Here is a 15,730-nt window from a genome sequence, read left to right as displayed (position 1 = left end):
AAAGTACGCCAAAGAACCGGACCAGTCGGGTTTCCGTCTGCCGGTTCTTTAATGTATTCTTTTGGACGATAGTATTTATGCTAATTCTAGCTATTTGGGATCGTATAGACCAGATCCACCTGTTCCCCGTTACTGAAGCGGTAAAACCGATAATAGTTGTGAGTATCATCATTGTAATACACTTGCCATACATAGATTCCATTCACAACACCTGGCATGATTCGTTTGATCTCTCCACCGGGAACTTCAGAGCTGAACCGATTTCGAATCTGGGCTTCAGACATGCCGTTCTTCAACAGTTCACTGTGCACCGCATTGGCTCCCGTCACAGGTTTGTTATTCTCGTCAAACTTGATCCACACCATGACATCCTGGTTATCCTTATTTTTGCCGATCAGGGTCCAGTAGATGTTGTCTCCGCCGTCTTTCTGTCCCCATACATACTTACGCAGCTCTTCGTGGGACGTGATCCCCAGCTGTTCCTGGGCCGCCTGTATGGCCAACGCCTCTTCCTTGCGCTGATCCTGGGTAACATAGGCATAATAACTCTGAAGTCCAAACAGAATCAGAACCAGGAGCAGCAGCGAAATCCATATCCACTTCTTTTTTTTCTTCAAAAGCCGAACTTCCTTTCCCTATGACGCTGCTGTCCTTGTAATTAACGGGCCAGCAAACTGTCAAATGCCAGCTGAGACTCACGCAGAATGCGCTCTTCATCCATCGTAAGACATTCGCCATGTTTAACCACCTGTTTACCATCCACCCACACATGCTCCACATCTTTGGCTGATGCCGAGTAGACCGTATGGGAAATCAGATCTGTATGCGGATAGAAATGGGCCTGCTCGATGTTCAACGCGATGAAGTCAGCCTTCATGCCAACTTGCAGAGCGCCTGTATTGTTCAGGAATATAGATTTGGCCCCATATGAAGTTCCAAGCAGAAGTGCTTCCCCTGCCGGCACTGCAGTAGGGTCACCGGACACCCCTTTGTGAATCAAGGCAGCCAGTCTCATTTCTTCAAACATGTCAAGATTGTTGTTACTTGCTGGTCCGTCTGTTCCCAGGGACACGGTTACGCCAGCTTTCAACAGATCAGGCACACGTGCAACACCCGAAGCCAATTTCAGGTTACTGCCTGGATTGTGGGACACTGCTACATCATGCTTTGCGAGAATCTCGATCTCTTCATCATTCAGATGTACCGCATGTGCAACCAGAGATGGACGGGAGAAAAATCCTAGTTTCTCCAGATGGGCAACCGGACGCAGTCCGTAATCAGCCACGTTCTGCTCCACTTCGCGAAGCGTTTCAGACATATGCGTATGCAAAGGCAGATTCAGGTCATGAGCAACCTGTACCAGCTTCTCTATGTAATCCGGAGGGCAAGTGTAAGGGGCGTGTGGAGAGATTACGGTTGTAATTCTTCCGTCTGCCTGTCCATTCCATTGACGAGCAAATGCTGCGGACTCTTCGAGCTTGCGCAGCTGTTCTTCTTCTGAGCAAAGTCCGATTACCCCACGTGCCAGCGCAGCCCGAACGCCGGATTGTTCCACCACTTTCGCCACCTGATCCATATGATCATACATATCCAGGAAAGCTGTTGTTCCGCCTTTCAACATTTCAAGCACGGATAGGGATGTGCCCCAATATACGTCCTCAGACGTCATTTTGGCTTCCATGGGCCACATTTTCTCCTGCAACCATACTTGTAACGCCAGATCGTCTCCATGGCCTCTCAGAAGCGACATAGCAGCGTGACCATGCGTATTGATCAGACCCGGCAAGAAGAACAGTCCTTTTCCGTCCACCTTTGTCAGACTTTCGTCTCCTTCCGGCAATGTCTCACCAATATGCACAATCTTGTCATTCTCAACAACCATAAAGCCTTGAACCACGTTCCAATTGGCGCCTTCACTCACCGCAAATTTGCCGTTGTGAATTACCCATCTATTTGTCGTCATCTTCCTCGTCGTCCTTTCCATTCTCCAAGTAATAAGCCAAGCTAAGCAGATCCGTCGTAAAATCAGCATGATGAATGCGAATATGCGGCGGGGTCTTCAGGATCGTTGGCGCAAAGTTAAGAATTGCTTCAATTCCCGACTCAATCAGTTGATCCGCAACATTTTGGGCTTCCGTATCCGGAACCGTGATAATACCAATGCGAATGTTATCTTTTTTGACCGAATCCGTTAATTCATTCATCGGCTGCACCGTCAGACTGTTGATTTGACTCCCAATCTTCGGACCGTAGGCATCAAATATAGCGACAATCTTCATGTTGTCTTTGAGGTAAGCATTGTAATTGGATAAAGCTTGTCCCAAATTACCTGCTCCCACAAGAGCCACATTGATCTGCTGGTCTATTTTTAGAATATGGCGAATTTTCTCGATGAGATATGAAACGTCATACCCGATCCCTTTACGACCAAAGTCTCCAAAGTAAGCCAGGTCTTTACGAATCTGCGCCGGATTCAAATCCAACCTCAGTCCAAGTTCTTGTGAAGAAACCGTATTGACTTCGCGCTGATGCAGTTCATTCAAATAACGCAAGTAAACAGGCAATCTACGCACCACGGCTTCCGAAATTTTATCTGATTTCATTCATTGCTCCCCCTTACCAAGGCCACGATAGATAGATGAAAGATGAGCACCCTGTCTAAAACGATGCAAAATGCTTACTGAATTAAACAGGATGCTCCTTGTTATAAATGGATAATTGCTTTAATTGCTTTACTCGTATATCCATATAACGAATAAATGATATTACTCAATTTTACTGCCAATCAGTGGCGTCATGCAATAACGGAAGCTACAGAGCGTATCTGTTATTGTTGCTCTTCGGTCGGTCTCTCGAGCCATTCCGAAATACGTGGAACCATCTGCTCGGTGAGCATGTGCTCCATTTTGGGACCAGGTAATGAATATAAAAAGTACTTGCCATAATACGCTTCAATAACGCGTGTATCGTATACAATCACAATGCCTCTGTCTTTGCCTGTACGAACCAGTCTGCCAAATCCCTGTTTGAAGCGGATGACGGCTTGTGGCACGGACAGCTTCATAAACGGATTTTTTTTCTGCTGCTGCAAAAGCTCACTCTTCGCTTCGACTAATGGATGATTCGGAGGCTGGAATGGCAATCTGACAATTGCAAGACAGGTCAGTGCCTCTCCAGGAATGTCCACCCCTTCCCAGAAGCTGCTTGTGCCAAGAAGCACCGTTGCTTTCGCATCCTGGAACCGACGTGTAAGCTTGGAACGGCTGCCGCTGTCCACCCCTTGCCCAAGCAAAGAGATATCATTGCCAGACAAGGCCTCCTTGAGCGGGTCATAGACCTGGCGCAGCATGCGGTAGGAGGTGAACAACACCATCATGCGTCCGCGAGTGGCAATAGCCGTTTCCGCAAGCGAGTGTACGAGCATATCCACAAAGTGGGCATCGCCTACACTGCCCTTCACGCTTGGGAAGTCACGCGGAATGACGAGCAGGGCCTGTTCTCGATAATTGAACGGTGACGGCAGCATGGACGTTAACAGACGGTTATTCTCGGCAGCCTCCTGCAAGCCCAGCTGTTCAATCATGAATTGAAATGACTTGTCAACGGAGAGCGTAGCCGATGTAAGCACAACGCTTTTCTTTTTATCAAAGAACATATCCTTCAATTGGGCACTGACATCGACAGGAACAGCATAGAGCTGCAGTGATTTACTGCGGAACTGGCCGCTGGCCTCCATCCAGTACACGGTATTGGCATCATCCATGCGCATGAAGAAACGCAGGTTATCCTTGATTGTTGCCAAATCCTTGAGCAGACCTGAGATATCCGTAATCAGACTATCGGACTGATAATCGTCCTGATCTTCTTTCACTTCAAGCAGCAGCTTGTCGCCTTTACGAATCAAATCACCTAGGGTGACATAAATTTGGTTTTCAGCATCCTGCAATTCCTGCCATTTGGCTGGTTTTTGCGAAGGCTTCAGTCTAAGCGAGAATTGTCCTGTCTCCCCTGGAGAAGCATCGCTGCGCTCAGGCAGCAGTCCGAACAGTGTATCGCTTAATCGATCCCACATCTCCTTGACTTCAACAGCAAGCGGGAACATCTGATCAATCATGGAGCCCCACTGTACCGAATTTTCATGACCCGACAATTGAGAACGAAGCATCGGCAGTTGGCCATTACGGCTATCTTTAAACAGTCGGGTCAATGTATGAACCAAGGTAAAATATTTCATATGAAGACCAAGATGCTTACCTGCTACATCCTCCAGATGATGTGCTTCATCGATGACGAGACTTTCGTAGGCCGGCAGCAGCTGATGTGCTGCTTTGACATCCGTAAATAATTTCGAATGATTCGTAATGACGATATCGGACAGTCCGGCTTCATGTTTGGCCCGGTGATAGAAACATTTGCGGAACCAAGGACAGGAACGTCCAAGACAGGACTCAGACTCGCTCTGTACCGTCTCCCAGAAGTCTCCTCCGCGCCCGCTTAGATTAAGTTCCTCGTCGTCTCCAGTCTCCGTCTGAGTAAGCCAGACAATCATCTGAGCCGCTGTAAAGTAATCCTCTTTAGGTGTAGCAAATTCACGTTTATTGATTTTGTGCTCAAACTTACGCAGACACAAATAATGCCCACGTCCTTTAAACACCGCTGCCTTAAACGGGAACGGAATCACTTGGGTCAGCATAGGAATATCCCGCTCTCTCAATTGCTCCTGCAGGTTGATGGTATGTGTGCTGACCATGACTTTCTGTTCCTGTTTCACACTTTCATAGATGGCAGGCAGCAAATAACCAAGTGATTTACCTGTACCTGTTCCAGCTTCAATCAAGAGATGTTTTTCTTCATCCAAAGCTTGTCGTACACTGCTGAACATCTGAGTTTGCGCCTCACGCTCTTCATAATGGTCCAGCGTCTCCTTCAGGTTATCTCTAACCTGGTCCATAAACTGCTCAAAACTTACGCCTTCCAGCGGATTACCCTCCCGCTCATCACGTGGCGAACCTATATCGGTCCAGTCACTCACGTTCAGCGCAAGCTGGCGGTAATACGTATGACCATCCAGATCCTGAATCGGCTCTGCTTCCTTCTCAGAACGCATTCCATCGAAGAACCAACCCAAGTCACTGTCTTCCGGTGCAAACAGGTCACTGAGGCGCTGAATCGTGATCAGAGGCAATGCACGCAGCTCATCGAGACACTTCAGTAGTACAAAGGCTGTTGCAAGAGCATCACTGTCAGCCTGATGAGGGCGGTCATGCTGAAATCCGAATTCTGAAGACACATAACCGAGTTGATAAGAGCCCAGTGACGGGAACGAGATCTTCAGAAAATCAATTGTATCCAGAATCCGTCCGGTAAACGGCAGATAACCGCATCGATCGAGTGCATTTTGAAGAAAATGAAAATCAAAAGCAACATTGTGTCCAACAAGAACCACATCGTCGAGCAGCGGAACCATCTCCATCATCATCTCTTCCAATGAGGGAGCATCCGCCACATCTTCATCCGTAATACCGGTTAACCCCGTAATAAACGGAGGAATCGGTACACCTGGGTTCACATAAGAACTATATATTTGATTTATGCTGTAGTCATGATCTATGATGGCAAGTCCGGCCTGTATTATCTCACCGTCGGACTGCGTGCCGGTTGTTTCGAAATCCAATACGGCAAATTTCATTGCAATGTACGGTCCCTTCCATTCCAGTCTATGTTACAGCATAGCAAAAAAAGGGGCATTTGAAAATTAACTGACAAAAAAGGCGGTGTCCCCTCCGCTATGCCAGAGGAGGGAACACCGTCTTTATGCCGCCGAATAGCCCTTAATTTAAGGCAGTCAGCTGATTTGCATATTGCAATTTTCCGCTGTTTAATCGACAGGCTTCCATGTTATACAGCGGTTCGGTCAACGTCGGGTCATACTGAAGCGCCTGCGCAAATAGTGTACATGCACCTTCAGGGTTTGCGAGCTTGGCCTCAATACAGCCCAGGACATTACATACCAGCCCCTTCAATCTCGGCGAACCGTTCAGATGCATGATCCACTGCAAGTGTATTCCTGCTTCGTCGGTTTGTTCCAGGTTAAGATGAGCAAGTGCCAGGTAAAAACGAGTTAATGCACTTTCTGGATAGTCGGTCACAACCCTGGAAAATTGCATAATCGCCTGCGGGTACATTTGCAGTTTGAAATACCCCTGTCCACGACTGAAACACTCCAGGTGCAGTTCTGGCAGCGCGGTAACAGCTTCCTGTTCAGGTTCGAGGGAAGCGGGCTTATCCAGATCCCGTTCCCTTACCTGGCTCATTTTTTCTTCAAACATCAGCCACTCATCAATCATCCCGTCACTCATCCGCTTCAGCAAATTCCACTTTTGCAGCAATTCCTGTTTGTTTAGGCCTTCAGCAGAAGGGTAGCGCTTGATAATTTCATCTAACATGTCGTTCATTTCTGCGAAAACATGCTGGAACATCGATGCATCCCCACCCTTGAAAAAATGGATTAGTGCAGTGACCTGTACTCATTTTTTGTAGAATGGGTCGATTTCATTCCCCTTACCAGTCGATTACATAATCGTCGCATGAACTTCATGCTTCATCGTTTGCACAGGTTTATTCTGTCCATCCACAAATACAACGGTAGGCTTGTGATGATTTGCCTCTTCTTGAGACATCATTGCATATGAAATGATAATGACGGTATCTCCAGGCTGTACAAGGCGAGCTGCTGCTCCATTCAAGCAGATTACTCCACTTCCACGTGGACCTGGAATGACATAGGTTTCCAGACGTGCGCCATTGTTGTTATTCACAATTTGCACTTTCTCATTTTCCATCAGATCGGAAGTTTCCATTAGATCTTCATCAATGGTAATGCTACCCACATAGTTCAGGTTTGCTTCTGTAACGGTTGCCCGGTGAATTTTGGATTTCATTAGTGTTCTAAACATGGGACAGAACCTCCGATTTTTGCAGCCTTATATTGTCAATCAATCTTGTTTTGCCGAATTTTACTGCAAGTGCGATCAACAGATCGTCACGACCATGAACTTTTTCCTGATCCGCAAGTGGCTCCAGGCTTGGAAACGCCTGAATTTCAGCATAATCAATCACAGCCATGGGTGAACGTTCAATGTTCTGACGCAATATACCGCGGATATCCGCTGCTGTCATCGCTGTACCTGCATCTACAGCTTCCTGTGCCTCACGCAGTGCCTTGGACAGAACAAGAGCTTCCTGACGCTGTTCTGAACTGAGGTACACGTTGCGCGAACTAAGCGCCAAGCCATCACTTTCACGAACGATAGGACAAGGCACAATCTCAACCGCCATGTTCAAATCGTTAACCATCTGCTGGATCACAGCTACCTGCTGTGCGTCCTTCATGCCAAAAAATGCACGCTGCGGTTGTACAATGTTAAAGAGCTTCGACACGACCGTAGTCACTCCGTCAAAATGCCCTGGACGAGAAGCTCCGCACAAGCGATCTGTTAAGAGGGAAACCGATACGGTCGTTTGTGTAGGCTGTGGATACATCTCTTCAACGGAGGGAATAAATACGATATCCACCCCTTTTGCTCGTGCAGTTTCCACATCTCTGGCTTCATCCCTAGGGTAACTGTCAAAGTCTTCATTCGGACCGAATTGAATTGGGTTTACAAATATGCTCAACACCACGATATCACTCTGTTGTTTGGCCGCTTGCATCAAACTTGCATGGCCTTCATGAAGAAATCCCATCGTAGGCACGAGTCCTACAACGGACTCTCTGGACTGAATCGACTGACGTTTCAAGCTAAGCTCTTGTCTTAATTCTGCGATTGTCCGTATCACTTTCATGCGTTCGTCTCCACCTTTTCTTTGCAATGTCCGTACAATTGATCCAGAACGCCATCAGCAGCGTTAAATACATGTTCTTCTGCCGGGAATGAGCGATCCTTGACTTCTTTCACATAGGACTCGATGCTATTGCGAATCAATGTACCTACGTCTCCATACGATTTAACGAAGCGTTTTGGCGTGTATGGGGAAGCATACTGAACCACATCATGGAATACCAGTACCTGACCATCACACCCTCTACCTGCGCCAATACCAATCGTGGGAATAGAAAGTTCTTCCGAGATCGCTCTTGCCACTTCTTCCGTAACCAGTTCGAGTACAATGCCGAAAGCTCCAGCTGCTTCAAGCGCCTTGGCTTCGTCCATCAGCCGTTTGGCATCTGCAGCATCCTTGCCCTGAATACGATAACCGCCAATTTGATTCACGGATTGCGGTGTAAGTCCGATATGTCCAAGTACAGGTACACCGGCTTGCACAACTGCTTTTACCGTATCCGCGATTTCAAGACCGCCCTCCATCTTGACCGCTTGTGCATGACCTTCCTGCATCAGGCGACGAACCCCTTTGAGCGTCTCGTCCAGGCTGCCATGGTACGTCATAAAGGGCATATCAGCTACGATAAACGTATTTCCCGCACCACGTACGACAGAGCGTGTATGGTACACCATATCGTCAATCGTAACAGGCAAGGTGGAGTTATAACCCAATACCACGTTTCCCAGTGAATCACCAACCAGAATCAAATCGATACCTGCTTCCTCGGCCAATTGGGCTGTAGGATAATCGTAAGCTGTAATCATGCTAAGCGGTACGCCGTCCTGCTTATATTTTTTCATTTTCACAATATTCAACGCTGATTTGTTTGCCATTTTCGTCATGGCTCCTCTCATCTTTTCATTTAAACACAACAAAAAAACCTTTTAGTTTCCACTAAAAAGTCCCGAAAAGTCAAAAAAGAGTCACTTGCGATCGTCCCTTCTGTCTCGGTCCTCTTCGGCTCAGAGCAGAATCCAACAACTCACTTTATTACCATTGCTGCCTTGTCACTGCAACAATTTGAAGCAGAACAAAGCATACTACTGCCGGAGTGCAATTCGGTCTGCATTAGCCGATATCGCCTCACGAACACAGTATACCAAAGTTCTGCCCAAAGTTCACGTCTTATGTTCATTTTAACGGTGTAAATTCGACAAATTGTTTAATTTACCAACGAAACTTCACCGGAGTATACCGATACACGCTCACCGTTTTTCTTCTCCAAAATCAATGCACCAGAAGGATCAAGGCCTACGGCTGTACCCTCGATGATGCCCTGAGGATTAGCCACCTTAATCTCACGATTTATGGATACGGACAAAGCTTCCCACAGCGAAGAGATCACACCGAACCCTTCCTTTTGATACAAAAAATACAAACGCTCCAATTCCGAGAGAATGGCCGCTGCAAGTTTGGTTCGGTCTATCGTTTGTCCGGTCTCCATCTTAAGTGAAGTGGCGATTGAACTCAAATCCTCCGGATAATCCTTGGGATCGAAGTTCACATCCACGCCTATGCCTGCGATACAGTAACGTAATTCATGGTCTTCAACGGTTGATTCAAGCAGAATTCCGCATACCTTTCGACCATCAATTAAAAGATCGTTAGGCCATTTAATCCCGGCATCAGCACCTGTATATGACCGAATGGCACGACACACCGCCACACCCGCTAATAACGTAAGCTGTGGTGTATTTTGCAGGGCAAGCTCCGGACGCATTAGAACACTCATCCAGATGCCTCGTCCAGGTGGGGAGAACCATTTACGGCCAAAGCGACCTCGTCCACCCGTCTGTTCTTCTGCCAGAACCACTGCCCCTTCGCCCTGCCCCTGTTCAGCCATGTGCTGTACATCTCCTTGGGTGGACAACGTGGAACTTAGGATGATCGACTTCCGACCAAATACCTTCGTTTCCAGTGCCAGCTGAAGCGCTGTAGCGTCGATACTGTCCGGTTTTGTGACCAACCGATACCCTTTGCGAGATACGGCCTCAAACTCATAACCCATGTCACGCAGTTTGTTTACGTGCTTCCACACGGCCGTTCGGCTAATGGAAAGGTTGCGACTGATCTCTTCGCCGGACACAAACTCTCCTTCGGCATTCAGCAACATATGTAACAGTTCCTCATGCTTTGTCATTTGCAGCCACCCGCTTTACTTCGTTGGTCAGCATGTCATGCTGATTCGCTATATTTCCGATCGCAGTCTCTCTTAAGAGATGTTTCATCAGTTGTCCCAGCCATGGTCCACCCTTGCGTCCAAGCAGCTGCAGAACGTTCTCACCCGTAATATGCAGATCTTTCAGTTCATGCACCTTCATGGATTGACTCCATGCAGCACCTTGGGATTGTATTACCACGATCTGTTCTTCGTGCAGAACCTCTTGATTTCGCCAGCCTGTTGGAAGAAGACGTTGAATAATGAGCCAGTCCTCCGTTGCCTGACGTCCGCAAGACAGCACAGTTACGATCCATTCTGATCGCAGTGTCTCTTGATCCTTCTGCTCCTGTACGACAGTCTGGATCAACTGTTCGACCTGGAGAACACCATTAATGCGGGAACGATCGTCATTAGAAAACGTCCATTTTCGAAGTAAAACATCTGCTTCATCCCTGGTATAATGGCCTGCAATCAGCATTATGGACCAGCGCAATAAAACGTTTTCTTCCAACAATTGTTCCATATTGGACATGAGGGCTTTATTGAATCGCTCCATGGAGATAGGTGCCTTCACATGCTCCAGTGCCTGGCTGCGAAACAGCAATTCCAGACCGCGCAGTGGATGGGGGCCTGCCATCATTTTCACCATTTCGGTACGTACTCTTTCCATGGCGATATGTTGAAGCAGATCCTTTTGTCGAACTAGCCCCTTCCAGGTGTTGTAGGCAATTTTGAAATCAAATACCGAAGCAAAACGAACACACCGAAGCATCCGCAGCGCATCTTCACCAAAGCGCTCTGTCGCCGATCCCACACATCTGACCCGTCCATCCTGAATATCCGATTGTCCACCAAAAGGATCAACGATATTTCCGTCACGATCCATAGCGAGAGCATTCATTGTGAAGTCTCGCCGCTGCAAATCTTCTTTGACATCCTGCACAAATTGAACGGCAGCGGGTCTTCGATTATCCTTATATTCAGTTTCAGTGCGGAAGGTCGTAACTTCAAAGTAAAAACCTCCTGAACGTACAGTAACCGTTCCATGCTGGAGGCCCGTAGGAATGCAATCCGGGAACAGTTCCATGACTTGTTCAGGGGAAGCGGACGTGGTGATATCCATATCATCCACGCTACGTTCCAGCAGTTCATCACGCACACAACCACCGACCCAGTAGGCTTCGTACCCTTTTTCATTTAATGTCCGCAGCACCTGTTCACTTTGTCTTGCCATTTCATGATCTACCTGTGTCCATTGAACCACTTACTCTCACCCCATAACTACGTGTTGCTTGGTGTGGCTTACACAGATATATTTTTCCGCGATGGAACAAACCTATCTGACAATCAGCCACAAACCGGCTTCAGATTCGGAACTTCACGTCCGAGCACCCGGTAGTATATTTGTTCATATTCATGCCGAATGGCATCGTTGCAGAAATCATGATGGGCCCGTCTCAAACATGCTTCTCTGAAGTCCGCTGTCAAACGGTCGTCTGTCAACAAACGAATCGTGTTCTCCGCCATCGATTGCGTGTCGCCGATTGGAGACAAAAACCCGGTCTTGCCGTGCAATACCAGTTCAGGGATCCCCCCTGCCTGTGATCCAATGGTAGGTACACCACAAGCCATGGCTTCGAGTGCCACGAGTCCAAAGCTTTCTTTCTCCGAAGGCAGCATAAGCACATCAGCCATCGAAATGACTTGAGCAATATCATCCTGCTTACCTAGGAAATGAACCTTGTCATTCAGTCCAAGCTCATTAATCTTCCATTGAATCTTCGGCAAATCCGGTCCTTCTCCAACAAATAACAGTTTGGCTGGCACTTGCTCCTGTACCTGACGGAACACCTCTACCACATCCTGTGTTCTCTTCACAGGACGGAAATTGGAGATATGCATCAGTATTTTTTCTTGAGGTGCTGCGAAGTCTCTACGTAAACTTGCTGCATCACGTGGATAATAAATTCTTTTATCGATAAAGTTATAGGTCAGGTCGATTGGACGTCTTATATCCAGCAACTCAACCGTTTCACGAATCAAATCCTGGGATACGGCCGTAACCGCATCACTCTCATTAATGGCAAGACGAATCAAATCTTTCAAAGACTCATCCTGTGCCAGTACGGTAATATCTGTTCCGTGTAACGTTGTAACCACCTTTAAATCCTCACCAACCATTTGTTTTGCCAAAAAAGCACAGACGGCATGTGGCACAGCATAATGTACATGCAGCAGATCCAGTTGCTGTGCTTTGGCTACTTGCGCCATTTTCGTGGCTAATGACAAGTCATATGGCGGATAACGGAAGACGTAATAATCGTTGACCTCAACTTCATGATAAAAAATATTTTTCTGGAATGTACCCAGTCTGAACGGGATACTATTAGCAATAAAGTGAACCTGGTGACCCTGTTCGGCAAGCAATTTGCCCAGCTCCGTTGCGACAACGCCAGACCCTCCGAGGGACGGATAACAGGTAATACCGATTTTTAGCTTTTGATCCATCCGGTGGACGCTCCTTTAATCTCCCGCGTGTGCAGGTTTGATGTAATGCAACGGAAATGCAATTGATAAATGATTTATTTATACGAGCAAGTTCGATCGTTTTATGACTTGGCTGCTTGGCCAAATTGATGAACTACATATGGTGTAATGCTAGCGAATCCTTCTGCAAATGGAATAAGGCTCCGCTGTCCGAGCAAAGAATCCCGGGCTTTCACACGTTCAATATATCCTTGAGTCAAGGGAGTTGCAACTGCGCCTTCTCCCAATTCGAACTGAGATCGATAACTGAGCAATGAATTTTCCTTCTGCTCATAGTGTTCCGTAATATCCACAATCAAATCCGTGGGTCCGATATCGTTAATGAAGTAAAAATACAATTCTTTTACCTGAAATGCGGGCATGTCCGGCATATAGTTTCTAAGCTTGGCATTAAACACAGCCTCCTGCACCAGCTTGCTGCACATCACATGATCCGGGTGACGATCCTCCCAATATGGCGCAAACACGATTCGAGGGGCATGACGGCGTATCTCGGCAGTCACAGCTTCGATGTGTTCAGGAGTCATATACAGCCCCCGATCAGGCAAACCGAGATTGTCTCGACACGAAAGACCGAGGACGCGGGAGGCTTGCTCCGCTTCCTCGGCTCTGCGCTCTACCGTCCCGTTGGAAGACATCTCTGCTCGGGTCAGATCACACACGCCTACTTTCAGTCCTGCTGCAGTATGTTTGGCAATGGTTCCTGCCATGCCAATCTCTGCATCATCCGCGTGTGCACCAAATATGAGAATGTCCAAACTCATTGAGCATCACCCGAATTCAATCCACCCTCAGGCTTGTATTTATGTACAAGCTCTCTCCAGCCAAAATCACCGCGATCGAGCGCTTTAACGAGAATCTCTGCCGTTGCAATATTCGTAGCAAGCGGAATCCCCTGTACATCGCACAGACGCAGCAAAGCGTTAATATCTGGTTCATGCGGCTGTGCCATCAATGGATCACGCAGAAAAATAATCAAATCCATCTCATTTTGTGCAACCAAGGCTCCGATCTGTTGATCCCCGCCCAGTGGACCGGATTCAAACCGATGGATCTGTAATGAGGTTCCTTCCATAATGCGAAGACCTGTTGTACCTGTCGAGTATAGTTGATGGTCTGTAAATACATTTTCGTAGGCTGTCACGAAGTTAACCATCTCTTCTTTTTTGCGATCATGGGCAATAAATGCAATTTTCAACATGACAATCTCCTTTTAGTGTGTGTTCAAAAAACTTTTTGAACCACCTCTTTTAGTCGATAAAGTGATCAAATCCGTAGATGAGTCCTGTATATTCCATAACCTTCTGTACACCTATCTTAACACCAGGCATATAACCTGCACGTTCATAGGAGTCATGACGAATTTTGAGGGATTGGCCAAAGTCTCCAAATACCACTTCCTGCTGGGCGAATACTCCCGGCAACCGTACGCTATGAATTCGGAATCCATTATAATATCCGCCACGCGATCCTTCGATCGTCTCTTCTTCATTCGGATTGCCCTGACGAAGTTCCTCACGGTTTGCTGCAATTAGCTCGGCTGTTTTGATTGCTGTACCCGAAGGAGCATCCAGCTTCTGATCCCCGTGATATTCGATGATCTCCACGTTCGGCATATGTTTGGCAGCCTGTGCGGCAAATCTCATCATCAGAATAGCACCGATTGAGAAGTTCGGGGCAATCAACCCTCCAATGCCTTTGTCCTGACACTGCTTGTCCAGTTGTTCGATCTGCTCCGGCGTAAAGCCGGTAACACCCATAACTGGTCTTACTCCGTGACGAATGGCAATCTCTGTATGGGCAAAGGCATATTGAGGGACTGTAAAGTCCACCATAACCTGTGGTTTAGTCTCTGCAAAAGCCATCTCGATATCATCGGTCAAAAGCACCCCACATTCGGGCAGACCGACAAGTGTTCCGGCATCCGTGCCTGCTCCGGAGCGGTTGACCGCTGCGGCGAGCTCCAGTTCAGGATCTTGAAGCACCAGTTTCACTACTTCACGGCCCATCCGGCCAGCCGCTCCGATTACGGCAACTCTTATTACTTCACTCATCTTGACTGCATCTCCTCACTATGTTGGTTCGTTTGGTTGAATCCTTTTCAACCGATATCCATTTCGTTATGAAATGGCATCTTATTGAATGGATTTCATACGCTGCTTAATATCCTGTAACAATAGATGCAGTTGATCATTCTGCGGGTCCAGCAACAATGCGTCACGAACGGAACGGGTTGCAAGGTCGAACTCATTCAGATCGCTGTAAGCAAGAGCAAGCATGATATGCGCTTCCACATATAACGGGTCAAGTTTAACTGCCTGTTTCAGCAGATCGGCCGCCTGCACATATCGTTCATGCGTTCCGTCTCCGGCCTGCTCAAGCAGCACCTTGGCCTGAAGGCTTATCTGTTTGGCTTCCAGGGTCTGTAAATGCAAAACATACTCCTCTGTTCCTTGTGACAGTTCAACAGCCTTACGCGCATATTCAAGCGCTGGAGCCAGGTGTTGACTGCGAGCATGTGTAATGGAACAACGATAATAGAGCTCCGCATGTTCCGGGTGAGCATTAATAGCAGATTCGAACCAACGAATCGCCTGCTCAAAATCATTTTGCAAAATACAGCGGTACGCATGCTGCATATACTCTTCCGGTGTCATCATCCAAGCTGTCCCTCCCTCATTGAGGTGATGGTACAGCATATGTAATCTACGCCTAATCGGTGTTTTTTGGCGTCCACCGATTTGCATCGCGTGTGTTAAATTTATGCATGACTTTGTCGTGCGCCTCAGCCAGATCGATCCCCAGAGAGTTAGCAAAACAAATCGTGATAAATAAAATGTCCCCGAGCTCAAGCTCAATGGAATTGTCTGCTTCGGAAGATTTTTTCGGTTTTTCACCGAACTCGTGATTCACTTCCCTTGCAAGCTCTCCCACCTCTTCAGACATACGGGCGAGCATGGCCAGCGGGCTGAAGTATCCTTCTTTGAACTGAGAAATATACAGATCAACCTCACGCTGCATTTCTGCAATGCTTTTCTCCATGAGAACGAATTCCCCTTTTTGAAATTGTGTCGTATTTGTTCCTAATATATCAGTTATTTAGATTCACTTCCACCATCATAAACGACAAATCATTTT

At 47.3% G+C, this 15,730-nt stretch carries 16 protein-coding genes; all 16 read right to left on the bottom strand.

The window, feature by feature from the left end:
- Positions 1-86: 86 nt before the first annotated feature.
- Positions 87-617 (bottom strand): cell wall elongation regulator TseB-like domain-containing protein, encoded by a 531-nt coding sequence (locus BMW94_RS17330; RefSeq protein ID WP_091000276.1) that lies wholly within the window; start codon positions 615-617, stop codon positions 87-89.
- A 41-nt stretch (positions 618-658) separates the two neighbouring features.
- A complete protein-coding gene (locus BMW94_RS17325; RefSeq protein ID WP_091000275.1) occupies positions 659-1,963 on the bottom strand; it encodes an amidohydrolase in 1,305 nt (434 codons plus the stop codon).
- Complete coding sequence (locus BMW94_RS17320) at positions 1,950-2,603, bottom strand: redox-sensing transcriptional repressor Rex (protein ID WP_091000274.1); 654 nt, start codon at positions 2,601-2,603, stop codon at positions 1,950-1,952. The genes BMW94_RS17325 and BMW94_RS17320 overlap by 14 nt, the downstream gene beginning before the upstream one ends.
- Before the next feature lie 224 nt (positions 2,604-2,827).
- Complete coding sequence (gene dinG, locus BMW94_RS17315) at positions 2,828-5,689, bottom strand: ATP-dependent DNA helicase DinG (protein WP_091000273.1); 2,862 nt, start codon at positions 5,687-5,689, stop codon at positions 2,828-2,830.
- A gap of 142 nt (positions 5,690-5,831) precedes the next feature.
- Entirely contained in the window at positions 5,832-6,479 is a 648-nt protein-coding gene (locus BMW94_RS17310; RefSeq protein ID WP_091000272.1) for a tetratricopeptide repeat protein, read from the bottom strand.
- Positions 6,480-6,572: 93 nt separating this feature from the next.
- On the bottom strand, positions 6,573-6,956 hold the full coding sequence (gene panD / locus BMW94_RS17305) for an aspartate 1-decarboxylase (RefSeq protein WP_091000271.1): 384 nt from the start codon (positions 6,954-6,956) through the stop codon (positions 6,573-6,575).
- The gene (panC, locus tag BMW94_RS17300; protein WP_091000270.1) at positions 6,949-7,845 is read right to left on the bottom strand and encodes a pantoate--beta-alanine ligase; all 897 of its coding nucleotides are present in this window, start codon (positions 7,843-7,845) and stop codon (positions 6,949-6,951) included. Before panC ends, panD begins: the two co-directional genes overlap by 8 nt.
- Positions 7,842-8,717 carry a 3-methyl-2-oxobutanoate hydroxymethyltransferase gene (gene panB, locus BMW94_RS17295; RefSeq protein ID WP_091000269.1) on the bottom strand — a complete coding sequence of 292 codons (876 nt, stop codon included), beginning with the start codon at positions 8,715-8,717 and terminating at the stop codon, positions 7,842-7,844. Before panB ends, panC begins: the two co-directional genes overlap by 4 nt.
- A gap of 329 nt (positions 8,718-9,046) precedes the next feature.
- The gene (locus BMW94_RS17290) at positions 9,047-10,024 is read right to left on the bottom strand and encodes a biotin--[acetyl-CoA-carboxylase] ligase (protein ID WP_091000268.1); all 978 of its coding nucleotides are present in this window, start codon (positions 10,022-10,024) and stop codon (positions 9,047-9,049) included.
- Positions 10,011-11,309 carry a CCA tRNA nucleotidyltransferase gene (locus BMW94_RS17285; protein ID WP_254790270.1) on the bottom strand — a complete coding sequence of 433 codons (1,299 nt, stop codon included), beginning with the start codon at positions 11,307-11,309 and terminating at the stop codon, positions 10,011-10,013. The genes BMW94_RS17290 and BMW94_RS17285 overlap by 14 nt, the downstream gene beginning before the upstream one ends.
- An 83-nt stretch (positions 11,310-11,392) precedes the next feature.
- The gene (gene bshA / locus BMW94_RS17280) at positions 11,393-12,553 is read right to left on the bottom strand and encodes an N-acetyl-alpha-D-glucosaminyl L-malate synthase BshA (RefSeq protein WP_091000267.1); all 1,161 of its coding nucleotides are present in this window, start codon (positions 12,551-12,553) and stop codon (positions 11,393-11,395) included.
- A gap of 101 nt (positions 12,554-12,654) precedes the next feature.
- A complete protein-coding gene (bshB1, locus tag BMW94_RS17275; protein ID WP_091000266.1) occupies positions 12,655-13,356 on the bottom strand; it encodes a bacillithiol biosynthesis deacetylase BshB1 in 702 nt (233 codons plus the stop codon).
- Entirely contained in the window at positions 13,353-13,793 is a 441-nt protein-coding gene (gene mgsA / locus BMW94_RS17270) for a methylglyoxal synthase (protein WP_024630633.1), read from the bottom strand. The genes bshB1 and mgsA overlap by 4 nt, the downstream gene beginning before the upstream one ends.
- Before the next feature lie 49 nt (positions 13,794-13,842).
- Positions 13,843-14,646, bottom strand: a complete 804-nt coding sequence (dapB, locus tag BMW94_RS17265; protein ID WP_091000265.1) for a 4-hydroxy-tetrahydrodipicolinate reductase — start codon at positions 14,644-14,646, stop codon at positions 13,843-13,845.
- An 81-nt stretch (positions 14,647-14,727) separates the two neighbouring features.
- Complete coding sequence (locus BMW94_RS17260) at positions 14,728-15,252, bottom strand: tetratricopeptide repeat protein (protein WP_091000264.1); 525 nt, start codon at positions 15,250-15,252, stop codon at positions 14,728-14,730.
- A gap of 52 nt (positions 15,253-15,304) precedes the next feature.
- Entirely contained in the window at positions 15,305-15,634 is a 330-nt protein-coding gene (locus BMW94_RS17255) for a nucleotide pyrophosphohydrolase (RefSeq protein WP_024630636.1), read from the bottom strand.
- Positions 15,635-15,730: the final 96 nt, after the last annotated feature.

The organism is Paenibacillus sp. OK003 (assembly GCF_900109515.1).
In the GTDB taxonomy this organism is placed as follows: domain Bacteria; phylum Bacillota; class Bacilli; order Paenibacillales; family Paenibacillaceae; genus Paenibacillus; species Paenibacillus marchantiae.
This window is presented reverse-complemented; position numbering and strand designations above follow the sequence as displayed.